The sequence below is a fragment of the Amycolatopsis deserti genome (assembly GCF_014653945.1).
Classification (GTDB): domain Bacteria; phylum Actinomycetota; class Actinomycetes; order Mycobacteriales; family Pseudonocardiaceae; genus Amycolatopsis_E; species Amycolatopsis_E deserti.
The window spans coordinates 1,332,269-1,351,988 of record NZ_BNAU01000001.1; the positions used below are offsets into that span (position 1 = coordinate 1,332,269).

A 19,720-nucleotide genomic window follows, 5' to 3' on the forward strand; every position below is an offset into this window, starting at 1 on the left:
GGAGCTCAGATGTCCAGCGCGCGGCGCACGGCCGGCACGTTCCGCCGGGAAACCGGCACCATCGTGTTCCCCCCGTCGTCCATGATCAGGGACAGCTCGCCCTTGACGCCCCGCTCGACCTCGCGGACGCGGCTGAGGTTGACCACGTACCGGCGGTGCACCCGGAGGAAACCGGCGTCGGCCAGCTCGCCGTCGAACTTGTCCAGGCCCGCGGACGCGGCACGCAACCGCCCCTGGTCGGTGCACAGCCACACGTCGTTGCCTTCCGACTCGGCGAAGGACACCTCCGGCAGCCGCAACAGAACCATGCGGTTGTCGCGCGTCGCGACCACGCGGCGCGGCCGTGGTCGAGGCTGCGCGGCGCCGTCCGCCCGGGGCACCGGCGCCCCGTCGGGATCGCCGAAGGAGACCAGGTTCCCGATCAGGTGACCGGAGGTGAAGACAGGCCGGATGCTGATCGAGGTCGGCTCGTCGGCGAGGCGGGTGAAGATCTGCGTCGAGCCGACCCAGTCGGGATTGCGGGCCGCCTGCCTGCTGGCGTACCGCACGGCCCCGATCAGTTCCGGCAGCCCGGGCCGCCACCGCAGCGTGGGGTCGACCGCCGGAGTGGCGGCCGGGACGCCCATGAGCACGCCGGCCGTCTCGTCGGCGATCACCACCTTGCCGGCGTTGTCCAGCGCCGCGAGGCCCGCGGTCGAGCGGGCCCGGGCCTGGCTGAACGCCGCGACCAATTCCGCGCCGCTGTCCCGGGCGCGCCTGGTCAGCATGCGCTGGGTCCTGGTGACCGCGTTCGCCAGCCAGCTTCCCGCGGAGGCGGGCAGCTGGCTGCGCCAGCAGGAGATGTTCAGCACCGCGATCGGTTCCCTGGTCACCACGTCCCGCACGGCGACGCCCTCGCAGAACCAGTCGTGGAACGCCTGGCACCAGTGCTCCGCACCCCGGATCAGCACCGGGCCGTGCGCCTCGAGCGCCGTGCCCATGCCGTTGGTGCCGGCCGCGCACTCGGACCAGCAGAACCAGGGCGCCAGGTTGGCATCGGTGGCCCGGGCGAGCGTGGCCTGGTCGCCCCACTCGGCGAGGATCCGGCCGGTGGCGTCGGTGACGGTGACGACGCCACCGAGGTTGCCCACTTCATGTGCCACGGAGGCGGCGCGAAAACCCAGCTCCGCGAACACGACATCGTGCTCGGGCGCGGGGTCGGGCTTCGCGACGGCCACCGGGACCTCCCTGAGGTGGGGGTCGACCCGGTACTGGTCCCGGCAGCGATACCAGGAGATCGCCACCACGGGCCGGACACCGGGAACCTGATCCTCACCCCGCACGAACCGTTCCCACGCCGCGAGCACGGTGCCGCTGCCCGGGTTCCCGGCCACGGGCTCGTGCCGATGCGCATCCCTCATCGTGGAGAACCGCCCTTGGTCCCGCCCAACGCCCGGCGGCGTGCGCGCCGTCCCGCCACGGCTCGTCCGGGCCGCGCACCGCGTCGTGCGTCCTCCGCTTCACCACTCGTGTCAGGGCCGGTACCGGACCGGCACTGCCCAGGGTAGGCCCAAATTCCGGCAGAGCTACCCCCGATCTCGGCGCCGGTCAGCCAGAACGTGGAGCAACTCGCGAATCGTCATGCCCATGCCGCCCGGCTTGCTCGACATCCTTCACACCAAGCCGGGTGCGCGGTCCGCGGACGCCGGAGGTGGTCGCCAGCCAGCCGCCGAGGAACGCCCCGACGGCGGCGGCGCACATGGCCGGCATGCGGGAGGTTGACGCGCCCCTGCCCATGAGGCGGGCCGGGACGATCGCCTGCCGGAGGGAGGGCCCGAGCACCATCGTGGCGCCCATTCCGGCCCCGCAGACGGCGAGCGCCAGGCCACGTACGGGTTCGAGGCGGAGGCGAGGCTCAGGATGGCCAGTCCTTTGACCGCGGCCGTGCAGGTCAGTGCGGTGCCGGTGCCGAGCCTCCGGCCGAGCCGGGAGGCGATGCCCGCGGCGAGCAGGCTTCCGGTGGCCTCCGCGGTGAGCGAGCAGGCCGGAGCCGTAGCGGAACCGCCCGCCCGAGCGCGGGCAGCACACTGCCCGCGGGCCCGCGAAGCCGGACGTGGGTCTGGGCTCCGCGCAACCGAGCCTTGGCGCGCTCCAGGCGTGCGGGGTCGCGACCGAGCAGATCCGGCAGATAGGCCGTGGCGGAGGTGTCGAAGAAGAGTCCACCGAGGCCGGGCAGGAAGGCGACGACCGCGAGCAGCACCGCACGCGCCGCGTCCACGACCCACATCGTCCGCCGGCGGTCCCAGCGGTCCACCAGCGCACCGCCGAGCACGCCGAAGATGAGCCACGGCACCATCCCGGCGGCCGTGACGACGGCGAGCGCCATCGGATCCCGCGTCAACGTCAGCCCGAGCAGGGGCAGCGCGGCATGCGACACCCCGTCGCCCGGCGAGGACACCGTCCGCGCGGTCCACAGCCGCCCGAACCCGGCCGGCAACTTCCGAACGCCCGAGGTCACTGGGCATCCCCGTCGGCCCGCTCTCCCATTGCCGGGTGGAACAGGGCGAAGACGAGTGAGGCGTCCGGCAGCGACGGATCCGACAGTTCCCGGTACTCGTCCGCCAGCGCGTGCAGCCGCGCTCCCAGCACGGCGAACTGCTCGTCGGTGAGCCGCAGGTGAGCCATCCGCACGTGCCGTTCGCCGTCCACCGGCGACGCCTCCAGGTCCGCCACCGCGTGCCGCATCAGCACGCCCGGCCCGCCCGCGCCCGGATCCGACAGCACGATCGACCGCGCGGCAAGGGGTTTCCCGACTGTCCGGTTGTGCGCTGCCGGTCGCGCTACTCCGTGCCGTCCCCCGGCAGGCGCTCCGGCAGTCCCAGCCGCGGGAACTGGTCGTCGTGGAAGGTGATGATCTCCGTGATCGCTCCGGCGGTGATGCGCAGGACGTCGATCGTCAGCGGCAGCGCCGCCGGCGGGCAGCTCGTCGAGCAGCCGGTCCGGGTAGGGCTGCAGCCACGGCACCTCGCCGCCAGCCGCGGGCTCCGGGCCGCACTTGGCGAGCAGGTCCAGGCAGGCGTTGGTGGCGATCCGGTACAGCCAGGCCCGGAACGTCGACCGCCCCTCGAAGGTCTCCCGCCGCCGCCACGCGCGGAGGAACGTCTCCTGCACGGTGTCCTCGGCGTCCTCGAACGAGCCGAGCATCCGGTAACAGTGCACGTGCAGCTCCCGGCGGTGCCGCTCCGCCAGCCCCGAGAACGTCGCCTCGTCGACCTCGCCCATCCCGCTCACGCCCAGCGCCGTCCACGTGTCCGCACCCATCACGTCATCCTTCCGCCTCGTGGTCTGCCGTCGCAGGTGTGACGGCCGCGGGCCAGAAAACTCATCACCAGGTGCGAAAGCCTCTTCTGCGCGAGCGGGCGCGGTGGCAGCGTGGAGGGTCTTCCGCAACCGCCGGCCGTGGAGGACCCGATGACTCTGGACCCCACCTTTTACCGCAGCCCCGCGGATGCGATCGCCGCACCCGCCGAACGCCTGGCCTACATCGTCGCGTTCGACCGCAGTGCCCAGCGGCCGGACGCACTCACCGTGCTCGACACCGACCCCGGATCACCTGCCTACGGCACGATCGTGGGCTGGGCCGACCTGCCCACACGGGGCGACGAGCTGCATCACTTCGGGTGGAACGCCTGCAGTAGCGCGTACGCGCACGCCGGACACGACACCGGCGGACTTTCCCGGCGCTACCTGCTGCTGCCCGGGCTGCGTTCGTCCAACGTGCATGTCTACGACACCGAACCTGACCCGCGGCATCCGAGGCTGGTGCGGACCGTGGCGGCCGACGAGCTCGCGGCGAAGGCCGGCTACTCCCGGCCACACACTCTGCACTGCGGGCCGGACGGGGTGTACCTGTCCTGCCTGGGCGGGGCCGGGGAGGACGGCCCCGGCGGGATAGCGCTGCTCGACCATGACACGTTCGACGTCGTGCGCGCGTGGGAGACCGAGCGCGGACCCCAGTACCTGGCCTACGACGCGTGGTGGCACCTGAACCAGAACACGCTGGTCACGAGCGAGTGGGGCACCCCGTCGATGATCGAGGACGGGCTCAACCCGGAACTGCTGCTCGGCGGCGAGTACGGCCACGCGCTGCACTTCTGGGATTTCGATCAAGGCCGCCACCTGCAGCGCGTCGACCTCGGCGGGCAGTACCAGATGGTGCTGGAGCTGCGGCCGTCGCACGACCCCGAGGCGACCTGGGGGTTCGTCGGAGTCGTGGTGAGCACGGAGGATCTGTCGGCCTCGGTGTGGCGCTGGCACCGCGACGGCGGCACCTGGCAGGCCGACAAGGTGATCACCGTTCCGGCCGAACCCGCCGATCCCGCGACCCTTCCGCCCGCGCTGCAACCGTTCGGGGCGGTGCCGCCTCTCATCAGCGACATCGACCTGTCCGTGGACGACCGGTTCCTGTACGTGTCCTGCTGGGGAACCGGTGAGCTGAAGCAGTTCGACGTGACCGATCCGGCCCATCCGCGCGAGACCGGGTCCGTACGCCTCGGCGGGATCACCGGACGGGTCCCGCACCCCGCGGCTCCTGGCGAGCCCCTGTCCGGCGGACCGCAGATGGTGGAGGTGAGCCGGGATGGGACGCGGATCTACGTCACGAACTCGCTGTACGGTTCCTGGGACGACCAGTTCTACCCCGACGGAGTCGGGGCGTGGCTCGCGAAGTTCGACACCGACCCGGACACCGGGGGCGGCCTGACGATCGACACCCGGGTCTTCCCGCACGGCGACGACTTCCGGGGGCTGCGGGCGCACCAGGTGCGCCTCCAGGGCGGCGACGCGTCCTCGGACTCGTACTGCTACCGCTGAAACGTGCGCGGCTCAGTAGCTGAACGTGGTGGCCGGCTCGTCGCCGATCCAGTTCCACATCGGGACGGTGCCGTTGAGCTCCGCGCCGCCGATCAACGTCTCGGGGTCCAACTGCTTGGCGTTGAAGCAGATCGGGCAGACGAAGTACCGCCCGCCCGCGGTCTCGTACCGCTTGACCAGGTCGGCCAGCGGCGGGCAGCCGTCGCAGGCGACGCCCGTCGCGGTTCCCGGCAGGGCGAGCCGGACGGCCTCCTTGGTCAGGAACATGAGCGTCTCCCGGCCGGTTTCCGCGGCACCAACGGCGACCAGGAACGCGACGGTGACCTTCTCCGGATCTTCCAGTCCGGTGCTCAGGCTGATGACCGCTTTGCTGGGCATGGCCCCTCCTCAGGATCGGATGAGGGGACCGTAGGCGTGGGAAACCGCCGTGTCATCGGGTGTTCTCCCTACAGATCGAGCGGGTCGAGTAGCCCGTTGCGCAACGCGAACAGGGTCGCCGTGGCCCGCGAGGACGCGCCGGTCTTGGCGTAGATCCGCTCGATGTGGGTGCCCGCCGTCTTGCGGGAGATCCCCAGGCGCGCGGCCACGTCGCCGGTGGCGGCGCCCCGCGCGATCAGGACGAGCACCTCCACCTCGCGCGGCGTCAGGCCCGCGGGCCCGGGCCGGCGGGCCTGACGCCCTTCCACGCCCGCCGCGGTCAGCACGGCGTGGGCGGCGTCGGTGTCGAGACGCCCGGCCCGGACCTCGCCGTGCAGCGCGCCGGCAGCCGCCTTCGCGGTCAGGGCGGGACGGTGGGAACGCGGCTCGAGCATGGCCCGGTACGCACAGGACGCGGCCAGGATCCGCCCCGTCATCGGCACCGCGGCACCGCCGGTTCCGCGGTGGTACCCGCTGCCGTCCTGGCGCTCGTGCGCGAGCGCCGCGACCGCACCGATCCGGCCGAGCTTCGCGGGCCGGGCCAGCACCCGTTCCGTGTAGTACGCGCTGAGCCGGATGCGTTCCTGCTCGGTGACCGACAACGGCCCCGGCTTGTCGAGAATGGTCACGGGCACGCCGTGCAGACCGATGTCGTGGACGAGGCCGGCCCGGTGCAGGACCGTCCGGTCCTGGGGCGGCAGCCCCATCACGCCGGCCGCCCGGCCGGCCAGTTCGCCGACCCCGCGAGAATGCCCGGCCCGCCAGCCGCTGCGCAGATCGGTGAAGTCGGCCAGCCCCTCCAGCGCGGCGTCGAGTTCCCGCTCGGACAGCCGACGGCACAGCGCCGGCTCGGCCGCGAGCAGGCGCGGCACGTCCACGGTGTCGCCGAGTCCGCCCAGAAGATCGCCGGCGTGCGCGCAGAACGCGTCGACGACGGCCGGCGCGAACTGACCGCCCCGGCGCGCACGCGCCACGCCGACCGCGGCGTCCAGGCCGCCGTGCCGGTAGTGCACCTCGGCCACGTCGGCCACCTGGAACAGCTGCACCAACGGGGACACGTCGGCGGCACCCACACCGGCCGGAACGCCGCGACCGTCCCACCGGGTGAAGAACTGGCGCAGCGCCGTGCCGACCTCGGGCCCCAAGCCGAGCCGTTCCGCGAGCACGGCCGTCGTCAGGCAGTGGGATTGGATTCCCCGCGCCACACGCGTGCCGTTGGTGAGCACGAGCGTGGCCGCCGCCCGGACCCGGCGTGGCACGGCCTGGCCGGCCGCGGCGTGGCGGAGGAAGAACCCGGCGCCGGACAGCCCGGCCAGGTCTGCGTCGAAACTCCCGGCGCGGAAGGCGATGTCGTCACCGAAGGACGCCGCGACCTCCGGTGAGTCGGCGACGCAACCCACCCACGACAGCATCGCGACGTAGAACAGCTCGTCGCGCCGCTCCCCCGCGACGCCGAGCCGGTCGGCCAGGCCGATGGCGATGCGCCAGGCGCGCAGCAGATGCTCCATGGGCTGCCCCAGGCCCAGGTCGGTCGCGAGGGAGAACGCGGCCAGCAGTTCGGCCAGCGTGATCCCCGAATCGCGATCACCCTCCGCCATGTGTGCAGCATAAAGGCTGCCGGCCCCGTACCGGACCACCTCAACCGCACACTGCCAGGGCCACGAGGGGTTTTCGGCCGCGAACGGCGTCTTCGCGCGCGAGCGCGGCGGCGGCTTCCCGCACCCGCTGAATGCGAGGATCTTTCCAATCAAACGCTCACGCAAGCTTGCCGGCCTTGTCGGTCCAGCCGACACTGGCACGGACCGGGGTCGCCACCGTCGTGGCCGCCAGGAACTCAGCGGGGGAACGCCCGAGGGTGACCGCGCCAAGCTCGCCTGCGTGCGAGTGAAGGAGCGGCGTGGCGCCGTCGAGCTGGTAGCGCCGCCCGGTGGTGTCCCAGAGGTAGCGGTTCACCTCGTCGGCCAGCTCGCCCGGACTCATAGGTTCACCGGGCACGCGCCGGGAGGGGGTCGCGCGGCGCGCGGCGCGGAGCTTGTCGTTCGGCTCGTCCATGAGCCCCTCCCGATCCGCATCCCACTGTAGCTCGCAGACCAGCGCGGATGCCCCTGTTTGCCCCGCGATGCCCCGCAGAATGCTCTTATCACCGCAGCGCCCGAACGCCACGCTAGTGGCATGTCCCGATCACAGACCGTAGCCGCCGAACGTCCCGAGATTGATGAGTACCTGTCCCCCGCGGTGCGTGAGGCCGCCGAGGCGGCGGGGTTCCGGTTCTCGGCGAGTCATGCGACGGGGATGCTGCTGGCTCGGCGCCGCGTCGGCGGGTTCGTCGATTACGTCCACGTCGGCCCTGGCCAGGTGCCGTGGTCGTGCGCGGCCCGCTTCCGCGCCGACTTCACGCCCCCGCCGGGTCAGCGCGGTACTGCGAGAGCTCCGCGGCGACTGTGACCGAGGCGTAGGTCGGCGTGCAGGCGGCGGCCAGCGCGACCAGGACCACGACGCCGGCAGCGGCTCGGGTCCCGACGACGACCGTGGCGACGGCGAGCTGGACAGCGACAACGTGCGTGAAGCCCGCATGGCGTTCCGCGAGTACGTCGGTGACCGGCACTGGTTCGTCGACCCCACCGAGCGGGAGATCGCCAACGACCCGGCGCGGCGCTGATCACCAACCGCACCGCCTTGCTGTCGCCCGATGAGCCCGGCAAACCCAGATTTGAGCCGCCGGGCCGCGCGGGCGCTGCAGGGAACGATGGTCGAACCCGCCGACCGAGGGGTCATCGCAGACCTCGTCCACCGAGCCAGATACGCAGCTCAACGCCAAGCGTGGCTACGGTGGACGTTGCAGATGTGACCAAGGATGCGGCGGGCAGAACCGCAGTCGCTACTGCTGGGGCGGGCGGCGAAGACCCATGCGCCCCGAGTAGTTCACGCTTCCGGGACGACTCTGGGCAGGCTCTGAAGGCGAAACCGGCCACACCGGCGCAGCAGGAAGCTGCGGAGAGGCAGGAGGAGCCAGCGGCGCCTGGTGCTGCTGGGCTGCCGCAGCGAGAGCGAGCTGGTTGAACTTGATCTGGAACTGCTTCGCGGCGCCGAACTGCGGTCCCTTCACCGTCTGCAGAAGCGCGACACCATCACCACCGACAACGGTCAGATAGCCCTCGCGGTCGTCGATCTTCTTGTTGCGTCCCTTCTTCGCGGCGAGCGCGAACGGGCCAAGCAGCGCGAACCGCGTCATGGTGTACCGGCCCGAGTCGCGGCTGATGTCGCCTGACATATCGAAGGAGGCGTCGAGACCGGCCAATGGGTGCCGGACGCAGGTGTCGTTCTTAAGTCCGATGAGGAACTCGGTCGGAGTCACTCGCCACCGTCCGCAGGTGGCTACGACGCCTTCAGCCCGGTCAGCTTTCAGCTGGTCGGAGCCCTTCTTGATGGCCAACCCGGCGAGCGCGGCGATGATGAGCAGGACGAGGAAGATCTCCATGGGTGTGCTCCGGGGATTCAGCAGAGGAGACCAGTCGCCAAGGGGAGCGGGGCGATGGCCTACGCGTTGATGTTCGTCATCCTCAATTACGTCTTGATCATGGTCCTCATTACGCAGCGCACCCGGAAAATTGAATGTTCACCCATTCAGTGCAGCGGGTCGTCGTGTGGCAACTCGGGGCGCCTCTGGGCCTCGCAGGTGCGACCCGAGTTCGATGTGATCGATGATCGCGCCGTTCAGGCGGGCACCGCGCACGGGCACCGCGGCACCCACAACCAGCACCAGGTCGAAGGGCAGCACGAGCACCGGCACGGGCGATCAAGGCGATCACCTGGACCAGCTGCTCAATCAGGCCGGCGAGGGCCAGGACGACGGCGACGAGCACACCAACGACCAGAACCAGGGCGGCAACAGTGACGACCAGAATGACGACGACGGTGACGACGCCAGCGGCACCTCGGGCGAGGGGGTTCGGGCGACGGGCAGGAGACGCTGACCCTCGGCGCGCGGACGACGCGATCACCAACGCGAAGGCCGTAACCGGGGTCAACCTGCTGCTCCACGCCCGCCGAGGAGTGCGGTGGGGCACGTTCGGCTCGCACCCAGGGCTGATGGTTGTGTCGCGCGTGCCGGTCAGAACCGTTCGCGCAGACCCGCGACGAGTCCCACGGCGGGATGGCCTACGGCGCCGAGCTGGGTGATCTCGCGATGCTTACCACCGTGAACGCCCTACCCCGACGCGATCCGAACGAGGCAGCATGTCGCGCAGGAAACACCACTTCATCAGCAAGAAGCAATGGCGCTGGGCCAACCGGAAGAACCTGGGTCGCGGCGCTGGGCACACCGCACCTCCGGGCTGAAGAGGGTCCGCTATCGGCGGCTTCCGCCGCTGGCTCTCCTCCAGCCGGGCGAGCTGATTGGCTTGCGTCTCGTTCGTCTTCCACGCGGCGCACGCGGCGATCGCTGCGACGACGAGTGCCGCGATGCGGAGAGTGCGAACGCTCCCGCTGCCACCGAGCTGCGGACGTCCGTCCACTTCACACCTTCATCTATGACCTGACACGCTCGACGTCTGCCGGGCAGCGCGTGCGCCGGTACGAGTGCGTACCAGACGGCATGTGGCCACTCGATGGTGGCGGCGGTGTTCGACCTCGGCGGACCGCGGCTGGAAGGTGCCCTTGGCGGCCCGACCACGTCTTCCAGCTTGACGGGACCGGTCAACTCGACCGCTCGTGTCGCCGCAGCCTCAAAGGCCCGGGGAAGATGCGCGACTGCGCCCCGCTCGCCGGCGTACGGTGGCAGGTGACCATTGGACACTGATCCGCCGATCAGCAGCCGGCTGCGGACACCAGGCCGCGCCTGATCAAACACTCAGCCTGCGACTCCGCCGCCCGCTTGGGCGACGAATCGCTCCGGGTCCACTCGGGTAGACAATCATGGCCACAGAGAATAAAGGTGCAGCGTCGGGTAACCCCCGTCTCGACCCGCCAGGGTCAGCGCTGACCACGAGCGCTCACCCGGAGAGGACCGCTCGAACGCGGGTCCGCTCAGAACAAAGGCCGAAGTCAGTACTCTGACGTTGCCGTCTCCTGCGGACGCTTCCGACGCTCCATCACCATCGGCACCCGCGCCTCGAGAACGAGCGGCCGCTCCCCAAGCGCCGCGGACCGCGATCCGGCGGTGCCGCGCAGGACAGCAGCGCCGGAACCTGTGTGCATCTGGGTGAGCCGCCCCCGGGGGCACTCACCAGATGACGTCCGTCGCGTAGTGCACCTGGACGGTTCGTTGAGTCAGGTCTATTAGCTCGGCCGGCGCCCGGTGCGGGTTGACGGCCTGGCTGGCGTGCGGCCGGTCCGGCTGGTCGCGCTCGATCTCGTCCAGGCCGTCGAGCGTGGCGACGAGCGCTAGCCGTTCGGTCTCCAGGGTGGTGTAGCGCTGCCTGAGCCCCTACACGAACGGGTCGGTGGGGTCGGCAGACTTGCGACGCAGACCCTGGCGCTGCTCTTCGCGATCTCAGCTGGCGGTGTCGAGCGCGGCCAGGAACAGGTCTTCCCGCATGTACACGGTCGGCGGGTGGCCCTCGTGCTTGTCCCGGTCGGCCGCGGTTGGTGCCCGCCGGGCGGCAGCGGTAGTAGGCGGCCGCAGTCGCACATCACGCGGCGGCGGAAGCGGCAGGTCCGCTTCGCCTGCGGATCGTTCTTGAGGCCCGCCCGGTCACGCGACTGTTCACGCAAACCGGGCTTTTCGTTGATCGCGTCCCACATCCACTTCCGGATGAGCGGTTCGTGCACCGGCTCGGCCGACCACACCCACAACTCCGGCGAATTGTGCCGGTTGCGCCCGTCCCGGCTGCGCCGCGACCGGCGGTTGTAGACCTGGTACCCGCTAACGCGACCGTGTCCGTGCCCGGCTGTTCGTCGTCGCGCCACTTCGCCATCGAGGTAACCGTCTCACCGCGAACCCCCGTTCGGCTGACACCGGCTCAACCGCGGAAGATCGTTTTCAGCTCGAGGTACGGGTCCAGCGCGCCCGGGCCGAGCTCGCGGCCCAGTCCGCTGTTCTTCACACCGCCGAACGGGGCCTCCATCGGGAACGAAGCGCTGTTCACGCCGATCGTGCCCGTCGCGACGCGCCGTGCGAGGTCCGTCGCGCGGGAACGGTCCGGCGAGAACACTCCCCCGCCGAGTCCGTATTCGGAGTCGTTGGCGATGGCGACCGCCTCCGCCTCGTCCGCGTACGGGATCACCACCACGACCGGACCGAAGATCTCCTCGCGGGCGATCCGCATGTCGTTGGTGACGTCGCGGAAGACGGTCGGCTCGACGTAGTAGCCGCGCGGCAGCGACGCGGGCCGCCCGCCACCCACCACGACCTTCGCTCCTTCCTGCCGGCCCAGCTCCACGTAGGACTCGACGCGCTCGCGTTGCCGGGCGGAGACCAACGGCCCGAACAGGTTGGCCGGGTCGGTGGGATCGCCGAGCGGGATGTCGGTCATCGCCGAACTCACCGCGTCGACCACCTCGTCGTACCGCGCCCGCGGCGCCAGCACGCGCGTCAGCGACCGGCACACCTGGCCGGTGTTCGGCGAGCACGCCGTCGCCACGAACGGCTTGAAGGCGTCGAGGTCGACGTCCTCCAGCAGGATCGCGGCGGACTTGCCCCCCAGCTCCAGCGTCACGCGCTTGAGGTTCCGCCCGCAGCTCTCCGCGATCGCCCTCCCTGCCACGGTCGACCCGGTGAACGCGATCTTGCGCACCAACGGGTGCTCGACGAGCGCCGCGCCGGTCCCGCGGCCGCCGGCGACGACGTTCAGGACGCCCGCCGGGACACCGGCCTCCGACGCGATCTCGGCGAACAGGAACGCATCGAGCGTGGTCTCCGGTGCCGGCTTGACCACCGCCGTGCATCCCGCGGCGAGCGCGGGTCCGATCTTCCACGCCAGTAACGGCTGTGGCCCGTTCCACGGGGTGATCGCGCCCACCACTCCGACCGGCTCCCGCCGCACGAACGCGTCGCCGACGGACACGGCAACCGGTTCCTCCTCGACGAGCGCGTCGGCGAGCGACGCGAAGTAGCGGTAGTTGAGCGGGACCTGCTGCTGCATCGCCCGGGACACGCTGATCGGCGTGCCGTTCTGCCGCGTGACCAGCGCCGAGACCTCCTCGGCCCGCTTCTCGAACACGTCCGCGAGCCGACGCAGGACCATCGCGCGTTCGGCGGGAGGCGTGGCGGCCCAGTCGGCGCCGGCGGCCGCGGCGACCTGGACCGCATCATCCACAGCGGACGCGGAACCGTCGGCTATGGAGGCGAAGGCCTCTTCGGTGGCCGGGTTCACCACCTGGATCCGCTCCGGGGACCGAGCGGGGACGTAGGCGCCGCCGATGTGGTGGCCATGGTGTTCTGACAACTCAGGTACTCCCTACACGGCCGTCGGCGTCGAACAACTCGCGGTGCGCGTCCCACAGTTCGGGGGTGCCGGCCGGGAAGAGCGCGGTGGCCGAACAGCTCGCCTCCCCGTCCGGGAGGTAGGTGATCCGGATGTCCCCGACGGCGATCGTCTCGCGGGGAGCGGGTTGTGCGGACATCGTTGTCCTCTCGGGTCGCGGACAGTCAGGCGTGGACGATGACGCCGCGCAGGTTGCGCCCGGCCTTCAGGTCGTCGAAGCCGGTGGCGACCTGGTCGAGCGGGTAGCGGGTGGTGACCAGCTCGTCGAGCTTGAGCACGCCGCGCCGGTACATCTCCAGCTGCGCGGGGATGTCCGCGGTGGGCGCGCTGGCGCCGAACAGCGAGCCCTGCAGCCGCTTCTGGTAGAGCACGAGCTCGTGCAGGTCGATGTCGCCGTCCCGCACGTAGGTCTCGCCCAGCCCGACGGCCACGCAGGTACCGGCCTTCCGCACCGCAGACAGGGCCTGCCCGAGGTGCCGGCCGGTCAGCACACCGACTGTCACGATCGCCGAATCGGCGCCCTGCCCGTTGGTCATCGACCGGGCCAGCTCGGTGGCTTCCTCGATGCCCGCCACCGCGTGCGTGGCGCCCAGCTTCAGCGCGGACTCCCGCTTGAACGCCACCGGGTCGACCGCGATGACGGCCGCGGCCCCGGCGTGCGCGGCGCCCTGCACGGCGTTGATGCCGATGCCGCCGATCCCCATGACGATGACGATGTGCCCGGGCCGGACACCGGCCGAGTACACCGCCGCGCCCCAGCCGGTGCCCACGCCGCAGCCGGTCAGGCAGGCGACGTCGAGCGGGATGTCCGGGTCGATCTTGATCGCCGACGCGGTGGACACCGTGGTGTACTCGCAGAAGGTCGACAGGCCGGCCATCTGCCCGACCGGACGTCCGTCGAGCGACAGCCGGAACGACGTCGGGTCCTCGGGCCGGGCCCCGGTGCCCAGCGAGGCGCCGAGGTCGCAGAGGTTCTGCAGGCCGCGGGCGCACCAGCGGCACCGGCCGCAGACCGGGAGGAAGGAGAACACCACGTGGTCGCCCTCGGCGAAGCCACGTGTCCCGGGGCCGACAGCCTCGACGATCCCGGCGCCCTCGTGGCCGCCGGCCAGCGGCAGGATCGGGGCCGCCTGATCGCCGGTGGCGAAATGGTCGTCGGAATGGCACATGCCACTGGCGGCGACCTTCACCCGGATCTCGCCGGGCCGGGGATCCTCGACCTCCAGCTCGACCACTTCGTACCGGCCGGGCACTTCGCGGAGAACCGCACCCCGGGTCAGCACGCGACCACCGCGGCATTGCGTGAACTCATCGTCGAGTCTCCTTTCGCGGGAATGCCGAAATGTTAGGCAGGCCACGAAAAGGGAATCAATTCGGAATTCCCGAATCGACGATTCGGCAGCGGGAAAACGACCCGGCGGAGCTCAGCTCGGATCGTCGGCCGGGCGGTCCAGCAGCTGTTCCACCAGCGCGCGGCAGACCGGGCCCGGCCGCCGGCCCGCCGCCGTGGCGAGGTGGATCTTCCGTTCCGCCCAGGGTTCGGCCAGCTCGACGACCGCGACGCCGTCCAGGAATTCCTTGCCCACCAGGCTTTCCGGTTGGGCGGTGACGCCGAGCCCCGCCCGGACGAGGCTGAGCGCGACGCCGCCGGTGCGCACACTCTGGCCGGGCTCGAACTCGCGGCCCAGACGCCGCGCGGCCGCGCGGAACACGTTGACCATGGGTCCCACCGCGATGACGTTCTCCGGGAGCAGTTCTTCGAACGTCACGCTCAGCCGGTCGGCGAGCCGGTGGTCGCGGGGCAACGCCACCACGATCCGGTCCCGGCGGTACGGCGTGACATCGACGCCCGTGAGGTCGAGTTCGTGGGCAGCGGCGAACAGGCCGAGTTCCGCTTCCCCGCGCGCGACCTGCTGCACGATCTCCCGGTTTTCGATCTCGTGGACGATCAACCGCACCTTCGGATACTGACGGCCGAATTCACCGAGCTCGCGCGCGAGGAACGGCGCGATGATCGACTGCGCGGACGCGACGGTCAGCTCGCCCTGCATCCCTTCGGTGAACGCGGCGATCTCGGAGCGGATGTCCTCGAGGCTGCCGAAGATCTTGCGGACGTGCCGGGCCAGCACCGTGCCGGCGGGTGTCGGCACGACTCCACGGGGAGTGCGTTCCAGCAGCTCGAGCCCGGCGATGTGCTCCAGGTCGTGGATGCGCTTGGTGGCGGTCGAGGCGGACACGTTCTCCCGGATCGCGGCCAGGCCGATCTGCTTCTCCTCGACCGCGGAGAGGAACAACCGCAGCGTGAGCAGGTCGACCTGACGGATCAGGTGCACCCTGTTGAACGTGCCCACCGATCACCTCCTTCCCCGGATTCAACCTCCTCGGCCGGCGGCCGACAAGTCAGGCGGGCGCGCCCCGCTCGACCAGGTTCACCTTCACGTGGGCAGGGCGCTCGAGGGTGCCTCCGGGGACGAGGGTGACGGTGGTGACGGTGGTCTTGGTCGCCGGGCCGGAACGCGTTGGCGACCATGACACGTCTTCATTCTGCTCAAGGGTCAGGCGCGGGTCGGCAGGACCGAGCCGAGCAGGTCGTTGTCCGCGCCGATTTCGCGGACGGCGTGCAGCGGCGGCGGCCGCAAGCCGTCGAAGGACAGCGGGAGCCCGACGACCCCGATCTCGCCCGGTTCCGGGGCGCCGATGATGCCGAGTTCCCGGGTCTGCTCGTGCGCGACGAGTTCCGCCGTCGTCTGGACGGGGGCGCACGGGATCCCCGCGGCCTCCAGGCGGTGCCGCCACTGCGCCCGGGTGCCGGTGGCGAGGCGTTCCCCGATCAGCCGGTCGATCTCGGCCCGGTTCGCCAGCCGCGCGGCGTTGGTGGCGAAGCGGGGGTCGGCGGCCCACTCCGGGCGGTCGAGCGCGGTGCACAGCCGGGCGAACAGCGCGTCGTTGGCGCAGCTGACGACCAGCGCGCCGTCGGAGGTGGCGAACGCCCGGTGCGGCACGATGAACGCCACCCCGGAGCCGTGCCGCCCGCCGGGGTCGCCGTCGGCCTCGTAGCCGGCGATGCCGACGGACATCCACGCGATCGCCGTCTCCAGCAGGGAGGCGTCCACGTTCGCGCCGGTGTGCTTGACGTGCCTGCGGTGCAACGCGGCGAGCACGCCGATCACCGCCCACATCCCGGTCCCGAAGTCCACGATGGACACGCCAGCGCGCACGGGTTCGCCGTCCTCCTCGCCGGTGATGTCCATGATCCCGGAGAACGCCTGCATCAGCGGGTCGTACCCGGGCAGCTCGCGCAGCGGGCCCGCCTTGCCGAACGCGCCGATCTCGCAGTGGATCAGCTCCGGCTTGGTCACCCGCAGGCTTTCCGCGTCCAGGCCGTAGCGCGCCGCGCTGCCCGGCCGCAGGTTGTGCAGGAAGACATCGGCTCGCTCGGCGATCAGCCGGTGCAGCGTCGTGAGCTGCTCGCGGTCCTTGATGTCCAGGCTGAGGTACCGGCGTCCGCGGTTGAGCGCGTGGAACGCGGCCCCGTCGCCCTTCCACTGGCTCGGGCCCCAGCCCCGCGCGGAGTCACCGGTGGGCCGCTCCACCTTCCACACCTCGGCGCCGAGCTCGGCCAGGATCTTGCCGGCGAACGGCGCGGACGCGCTGTCGCTCAGCTCCACCACCACGATGCCCGTCAGGGGCAGCTCACGCGTCATCGCGCACTCCGTTCCCGGCCGCGCCCGAGGCGACCAGCTCGCCGATCTCGTCGTCCCCGAAGCCGAACTCCCGCAGCAGCTCCTCGGTGTGCTCGCCGAGCCGGGGCGCGGGGTACCTCAGCTCCGGCGTGCTCTCGCTCCAGCGCTGCGGGATACCGATGGTGCGCAGCTTGCCCTCCGAGGGGTGGTCCTCCTCGGCGAAGAACCCGACCTCGGTCAGGTGCGGGTCGGTGAGGAGGGTTTCCGGGGTGTGCATCCGGATCACCGGGATGTCGGCCTCACCGAGCAGTTCGAGCCACTCGGCGGTGGTCCGGGTGGCGAACTCCTCCGCCAGGAACGCGTACAGCTCACCGATGTGCTCGGTGCGGCCGTGGATGTCGGCGAACCGGGGGTCGGCGGCCAGGTCCGGCCGGCCGACCGCGGTGAAGAAGCGCTGCCAGTGCCGGTCGGTGTAGATGTTGACGCCGAGGTAACCGTCGAGCGTCCGGTAGGGCTTGCGGTCGGGGTTCATCATCCGCGCGTAACCCCAGTCCCCGATCGGCGGCACGAAGGTGTGCCCGTAGAGGTGGTCACCCATCGCGAAGTGCGCGAACGTCTCGAACATCGGGACCTGCACCTCCTGCCCGCGCCCGGTCCGTTCCCGGTGGTACAACGCCATCGCGATCGCTGACGAGGCGGCCATCCCGACCACGCGGTCCGCGATCGCGGTGGCCACGTACGCGGGTTCGCCCCGTCCGCGGCTCTGCAGCACCGGCATGCCGACGGCGGCCTGGATCAGGTCGTCGTAGGCGGGCTTGTCGGCGTACGGGCCGTTCTGGCCGAATCCGAAGCAACCGCAGTACACCAGCCGCGGGTTGATCTCCCGGACCTCGGGGTAGGACAGGCCCAGGCGGTTCATGGCCGCCGGCCGCAGGCTGTGCAGCAGCACGTCCGCCGACCGCAGCATGCGGATGAAAGCGCTCCGGCCGGCACGCTGCTTCAAGTCCAGCACCAGGCTGCGTTTGTTCCGGTTGAGGTGCAGGAAGATCGCGGACATCCCGGGATTGCGGCGCGGTCCGACGCCGCGCGTGGTGTCCCCCTCCCGCGACTCCACTTTGGCGACGTCGGCGCCCATGTCCGCCAGCAGGAGCGACGCGTACGGCCCCATGAAGTTCGAGGTCAGGTCGAGGATCCGCACGCCGTTGAGCGGTCCGGCCACGTCACCCTCCCGAGGTGGGAGCGAACACGGGGAGCGTCTGCGCCCCGCGGCGGACGAACCGGACCTCGACCGGCATGCCGATCTCGACGACGGCGGGGTCGGCCTCGATCTGGCCGAACAACCGGTAGCCCTCGGCCAGCTCGACGAACCCGACGGTGTAGGGCACGATGGCGGCCCAGACCGGCGTCGGTCCGCGCATGACGGTGCTGAACGACCACACCGTGCCGCGACCGCCGGACTCCTCCCAGCGCAAGCCGCGGGACGAACAGTGCGGGCAGTACGAATGCGCCGGCCACACGACCTCACCGCACGAACCGCAGCGCTGGAAGGTCAGTCGTTCCTCGCCGAGCGCGGCCCAGTAGGGCTCGGCGTCGAGCAGCCGGTAGGGCTGCGGCCAATCCTCGCTCATCACGGCCTCCCGGTGTCGTGGCCGGACAACAACATCACGCCAGCCGCGGCCAGCATCCCGCCCGCGCCCTGCACCAGTACCGTGCGCGGTTTCCGCGCCGGCGCCAGCCCCAGCGCGGTCCCGCGGAGCTGGCGGACGGCCTCGACGAGGCTGTCCATGTTGCAGGAGATCCCGGGCTGTCCGAAGGACAGCCAGCCGCCGTTGGTGTCGGCGGGCAGGTCGCCGTCCGGGCCGGTGCGGCCGTCGCGGTAGACGTCGATGCCGTGGCCCTTCTTCGCGAACCCGAGGTCCTCCAGGATGATCGGGCCCATGTGCGCGAAGTTCACCGACAGCTGCACCATGTCCACATCGGACGGGGTGAGCCCCGATCGCGCGTACGCCTGCCGGGCCGCTTCCACGGTCGCGGTGTGCGTGAGGTTCGGGAACTCGCCCAGCCCGGCGAACCGGCCGTCGCGCATGTTCACCCGGTCGGTCAGGTACTCGTGCGTGGTCGCCGAGCCGTAACCCAGCACCCACACCGGATCGCGGGCCTGGAGAGCGCGTTCCGGTGAGGTCACGACGAGCGCGCCGCCGGTGCCGCCACCCCATGTCGAGCACATCCACCGCCGCAGCGGGGTCGCCACGTACGGCGAGGCCAGCACCTTCTCCCGGTCGATCTCGCCGTGCTTGCGCTTGGCGGCGTGCGGGTGGTGCGCGCCCCAGCGCTGGTTGGCCACCACGACGTCGGCCAGGTCGGCTTCGGTCAGCCCGTACTCGTGGAAGTACCGGCAGGCGGCCTGGGCGTAGAGCGACGGGATCGTCGGCCCGTAGGGCACCTCGAACTGCGGGTCCGCGTCGGCCTCCGAGCCCATCGCGACCGCGTCCACGAACAGCTCGGTCGCGTCGCTCTGCACGCACAGCACGTATTCCGCGGCGCCCGCCGCGATCATCTGCGCGGCGACCGCGATCGTGGAGGTCAGGCCGGCGCCGTGCAGGGTGATCTCGCTGTTCAGCGTCACCGGCATCTGCAGGTGCGAGATGAAGATGTTGCTCCACTGGGACCGCTTGTCCGCCCACGGCGAGCGCCCGGTGAACACCGCGTCCACCTGGTGCTTGCCGATTCCGGCGTCGGCCAGTGCGGCCATCGTCGCTTCGGTGGCCAGCTGCAGCGGGTCCTTCCGGTCGGCCTTCGACGCGTAGGCGTCGCCCATGCCGACGATCGCGGCGACCGGGCTCATCGCTTCTCCGTGGGCAATGAGGCCGCCAGCAGCGCTTCGAGGTCCTCGCGGCGGCGCAGCATCAGCAGGCTCCACTCGCTGCGCTGCACCACGTAGCCGTCCTGGTTGAGAGCCTTCATCAGGAAGGTCGTGACGCCGTAGCGGTCGTCCTTCTCCTTCTTGGCGGTCACCTCAGCGGTCACGTAGATCGTGTCGCCGATCGCGACCGGCTTGAGGTAGCGCAGGTTGTCGATGCCGTAGTTCGCCTGGATCGACGGGCCGAACTGGATCAGCCCGGTCATGATCGAGTACGTCAGCGAGCCCTGCACCAGGCGCTTGCCGAAGCGGGTCTGCTCGGCGTAGTGTCGGTTCGAGTGGATCTCGATCCAGTTGCCGGTCAGCGCGCAGTAGTTGACGACGTCGGCCTCGGTCACCGTCCGCCCGCCCGAGCGGAACGTCTGCCCGACCTCCAGCTCGTCGTAGGGCATGTCGATGCGGTTGTTGATCTCCATTGACCTCGT

At 71.0% G+C, this 19,720-nt stretch carries 20 protein-coding genes; 3 read left to right on the forward strand and 17 right to left on the reverse strand.

What is annotated here, in order from left to right:
• Window positions 1-5 precede the first annotated feature (5 nt).
• The 3 genes from IE290_RS06505 to IE290_RS37750 form a co-directional block, all read right to left on the reverse strand.
• Window positions 6-1,400 (reverse strand): DNA-binding protein, encoded by a 1,395-nt coding sequence (locus IE290_RS06505; protein WP_191243522.1) that lies wholly within the window; start codon window positions 1,398-1,400, stop codon window positions 6-8.
• Between the two features lie 530 nt (window positions 1,401-1,930).
• Complete coding sequence (locus IE290_RS37745; protein ID WP_229874248.1) at window positions 1,931-2,497, reverse strand: MFS transporter; 567 nt, start codon at window positions 2,495-2,497, stop codon at window positions 1,931-1,933.
• On the reverse strand, window positions 2,494-3,300 hold the full coding sequence (locus IE290_RS37750) for a sigma-70 family RNA polymerase sigma factor (protein ID WP_373300398.1): 807 nt from the start codon (window positions 3,298-3,300) through the stop codon (window positions 2,494-2,496). Before IE290_RS37750 ends, IE290_RS37745 begins: the two co-directional genes overlap by 4 nt.
• 150 nt (window positions 3,301-3,450) lie before the next feature.
• Here IE290_RS37750 and IE290_RS06525 point away from each other — a divergent pair, with 150 nt between their 5' ends.
• A complete protein-coding gene (locus tag IE290_RS06525) occupies window positions 3,451-4,851 on the forward strand; it encodes a selenium-binding protein SBP56-related protein (RefSeq protein ID WP_191243523.1) in 1,401 nt (466 codons plus the stop codon).
• A 12-nt stretch (window positions 4,852-4,863) separates the two neighbouring features.
• Here the strand turns inward: IE290_RS06525 and IE290_RS06530 are convergent, their stop codons facing one another.
• The 3 genes from IE290_RS06530 to IE290_RS06540 all read right to left on the reverse strand — a co-directional run bounded on the left by IE290_RS06530 (window position 4,864) and on the right by IE290_RS06540 (window position 7,320).
• Complete coding sequence (locus IE290_RS06530) at window positions 4,864-5,229, reverse strand: DsrE family protein (RefSeq protein WP_191243524.1); 366 nt, start codon at window positions 5,227-5,229, stop codon at window positions 4,864-4,866.
• 68 nt (window positions 5,230-5,297) lie between these two features.
• Window positions 5,298-6,866 (reverse strand): HD domain-containing phosphohydrolase, encoded by a 1,569-nt coding sequence (locus IE290_RS06535; RefSeq protein WP_191243525.1) that lies wholly within the window; start codon window positions 6,864-6,866, stop codon window positions 5,298-5,300.
• 157 nt (window positions 6,867-7,023) lie between these two features.
• On the reverse strand, window positions 7,024-7,320 hold the full coding sequence (locus tag IE290_RS06540) for a hypothetical protein (protein ID WP_191243526.1): 297 nt from the start codon (window positions 7,318-7,320) through the stop codon (window positions 7,024-7,026).
• A gap of 120 nt (window positions 7,321-7,440) precedes the next feature.
• Here IE290_RS06540 and IE290_RS06545 point away from each other — a divergent pair, with 120 nt between their 5' ends.
• A complete protein-coding gene (locus IE290_RS06545; protein WP_191243527.1) occupies window positions 7,441-7,713 on the forward strand; it encodes a hypothetical protein in 273 nt (90 codons plus the stop codon).
• A 433-nt stretch (window positions 7,714-8,146) separates the two neighbouring features.
• Here the strand turns inward: IE290_RS06545 and IE290_RS06550 are convergent, their stop codons facing one another.
• Window positions 8,147-8,746, reverse strand: a complete 600-nt coding sequence (locus IE290_RS06550; RefSeq protein ID WP_191243528.1) for a hypothetical protein — start codon at window positions 8,744-8,746, stop codon at window positions 8,147-8,149.
• Window positions 8,747-8,969: 223 nt separating this feature from the next.
• Between IE290_RS06550 and IE290_RS06555 the strand changes: the two genes are divergently transcribed.
• Entirely contained in the window at window positions 8,970-9,242 is a 273-nt protein-coding gene (locus IE290_RS06555; RefSeq protein ID WP_191243529.1) for a hypothetical protein, read from the forward strand.
• A gap of 1,986 nt (window positions 9,243-11,228) precedes the next feature.
• Here IE290_RS06555 and IE290_RS06560 read toward each other — a convergent pair.
• From IE290_RS06560 to IE290_RS06600, 10 genes are all read right to left on the reverse strand, one after another.
• Window positions 11,229-12,653 (reverse strand): aldehyde dehydrogenase, encoded by a 1,425-nt coding sequence (locus IE290_RS06560; RefSeq protein WP_191243530.1) that lies wholly within the window; start codon window positions 12,651-12,653, stop codon window positions 11,229-11,231.
• Window position 12,654: 1 nt separating this feature from the next.
• Entirely contained in the window at window positions 12,655-12,831 is a 177-nt protein-coding gene (locus IE290_RS06565) for a hypothetical protein (RefSeq protein WP_191243531.1), read from the reverse strand.
• Window positions 12,832-12,856: 25 nt separating this feature from the next.
• On the reverse strand, window positions 12,857-13,975 hold the full coding sequence (locus tag IE290_RS06570) for an NDMA-dependent alcohol dehydrogenase (protein WP_191243532.1): 1,119 nt from the start codon (window positions 13,973-13,975) through the stop codon (window positions 12,857-12,859).
• A 141-nt stretch (window positions 13,976-14,116) separates the two neighbouring features.
• Window positions 14,117-15,043 (reverse strand): LysR family transcriptional regulator, encoded by a 927-nt coding sequence (locus IE290_RS06575; protein ID WP_191243533.1) that lies wholly within the window; start codon window positions 15,041-15,043, stop codon window positions 14,117-14,119.
• A gap of 49 nt (window positions 15,044-15,092) precedes the next feature.
• A complete protein-coding gene (locus tag IE290_RS38185; protein WP_268246316.1) occupies window positions 15,093-15,227 on the reverse strand; it encodes a hypothetical protein in 135 nt (44 codons plus the stop codon).
• 20 nt (window positions 15,228-15,247) lie between these two features.
• Window positions 15,248-16,396, reverse strand: a complete 1,149-nt coding sequence (locus IE290_RS06580; RefSeq protein WP_191243534.1) for a CaiB/BaiF CoA transferase family protein — start codon at window positions 16,394-16,396, stop codon at window positions 15,248-15,250.
• On the reverse strand, window positions 16,386-17,594 hold the full coding sequence (locus IE290_RS06585; protein WP_191243535.1) for a CaiB/BaiF CoA transferase family protein: 1,209 nt from the start codon (window positions 17,592-17,594) through the stop codon (window positions 16,386-16,388). The genes IE290_RS06580 and IE290_RS06585 overlap by 11 nt, the downstream gene beginning before the upstream one ends.
• A gap of 1 nt (window position 17,595) precedes the next feature.
• Window positions 17,596-18,003, reverse strand: a complete 408-nt coding sequence (locus IE290_RS06590; RefSeq protein ID WP_191243536.1) for a Zn-ribbon domain-containing OB-fold protein — start codon at window positions 18,001-18,003, stop codon at window positions 17,596-17,598.
• Window positions 18,003-19,220, reverse strand: coding sequence for a thiolase family protein (locus IE290_RS06595; RefSeq protein WP_191243537.1), 1,218 nt, complete (start codon window positions 19,218-19,220; stop codon window positions 18,003-18,005). The genes IE290_RS06590 and IE290_RS06595 overlap by 1 nt, the downstream gene beginning before the upstream one ends.
• Window positions 19,217-19,711 carry a MaoC family dehydratase gene (locus IE290_RS06600; protein ID WP_191243538.1) on the reverse strand — a complete coding sequence of 165 codons (495 nt, stop codon included), beginning with the start codon at window positions 19,709-19,711 and terminating at the stop codon, window positions 19,217-19,219. Before IE290_RS06600 ends, IE290_RS06595 begins: the two co-directional genes overlap by 4 nt.
• Between the last annotated feature and the right edge of the window lie 9 nt (window positions 19,712-19,720).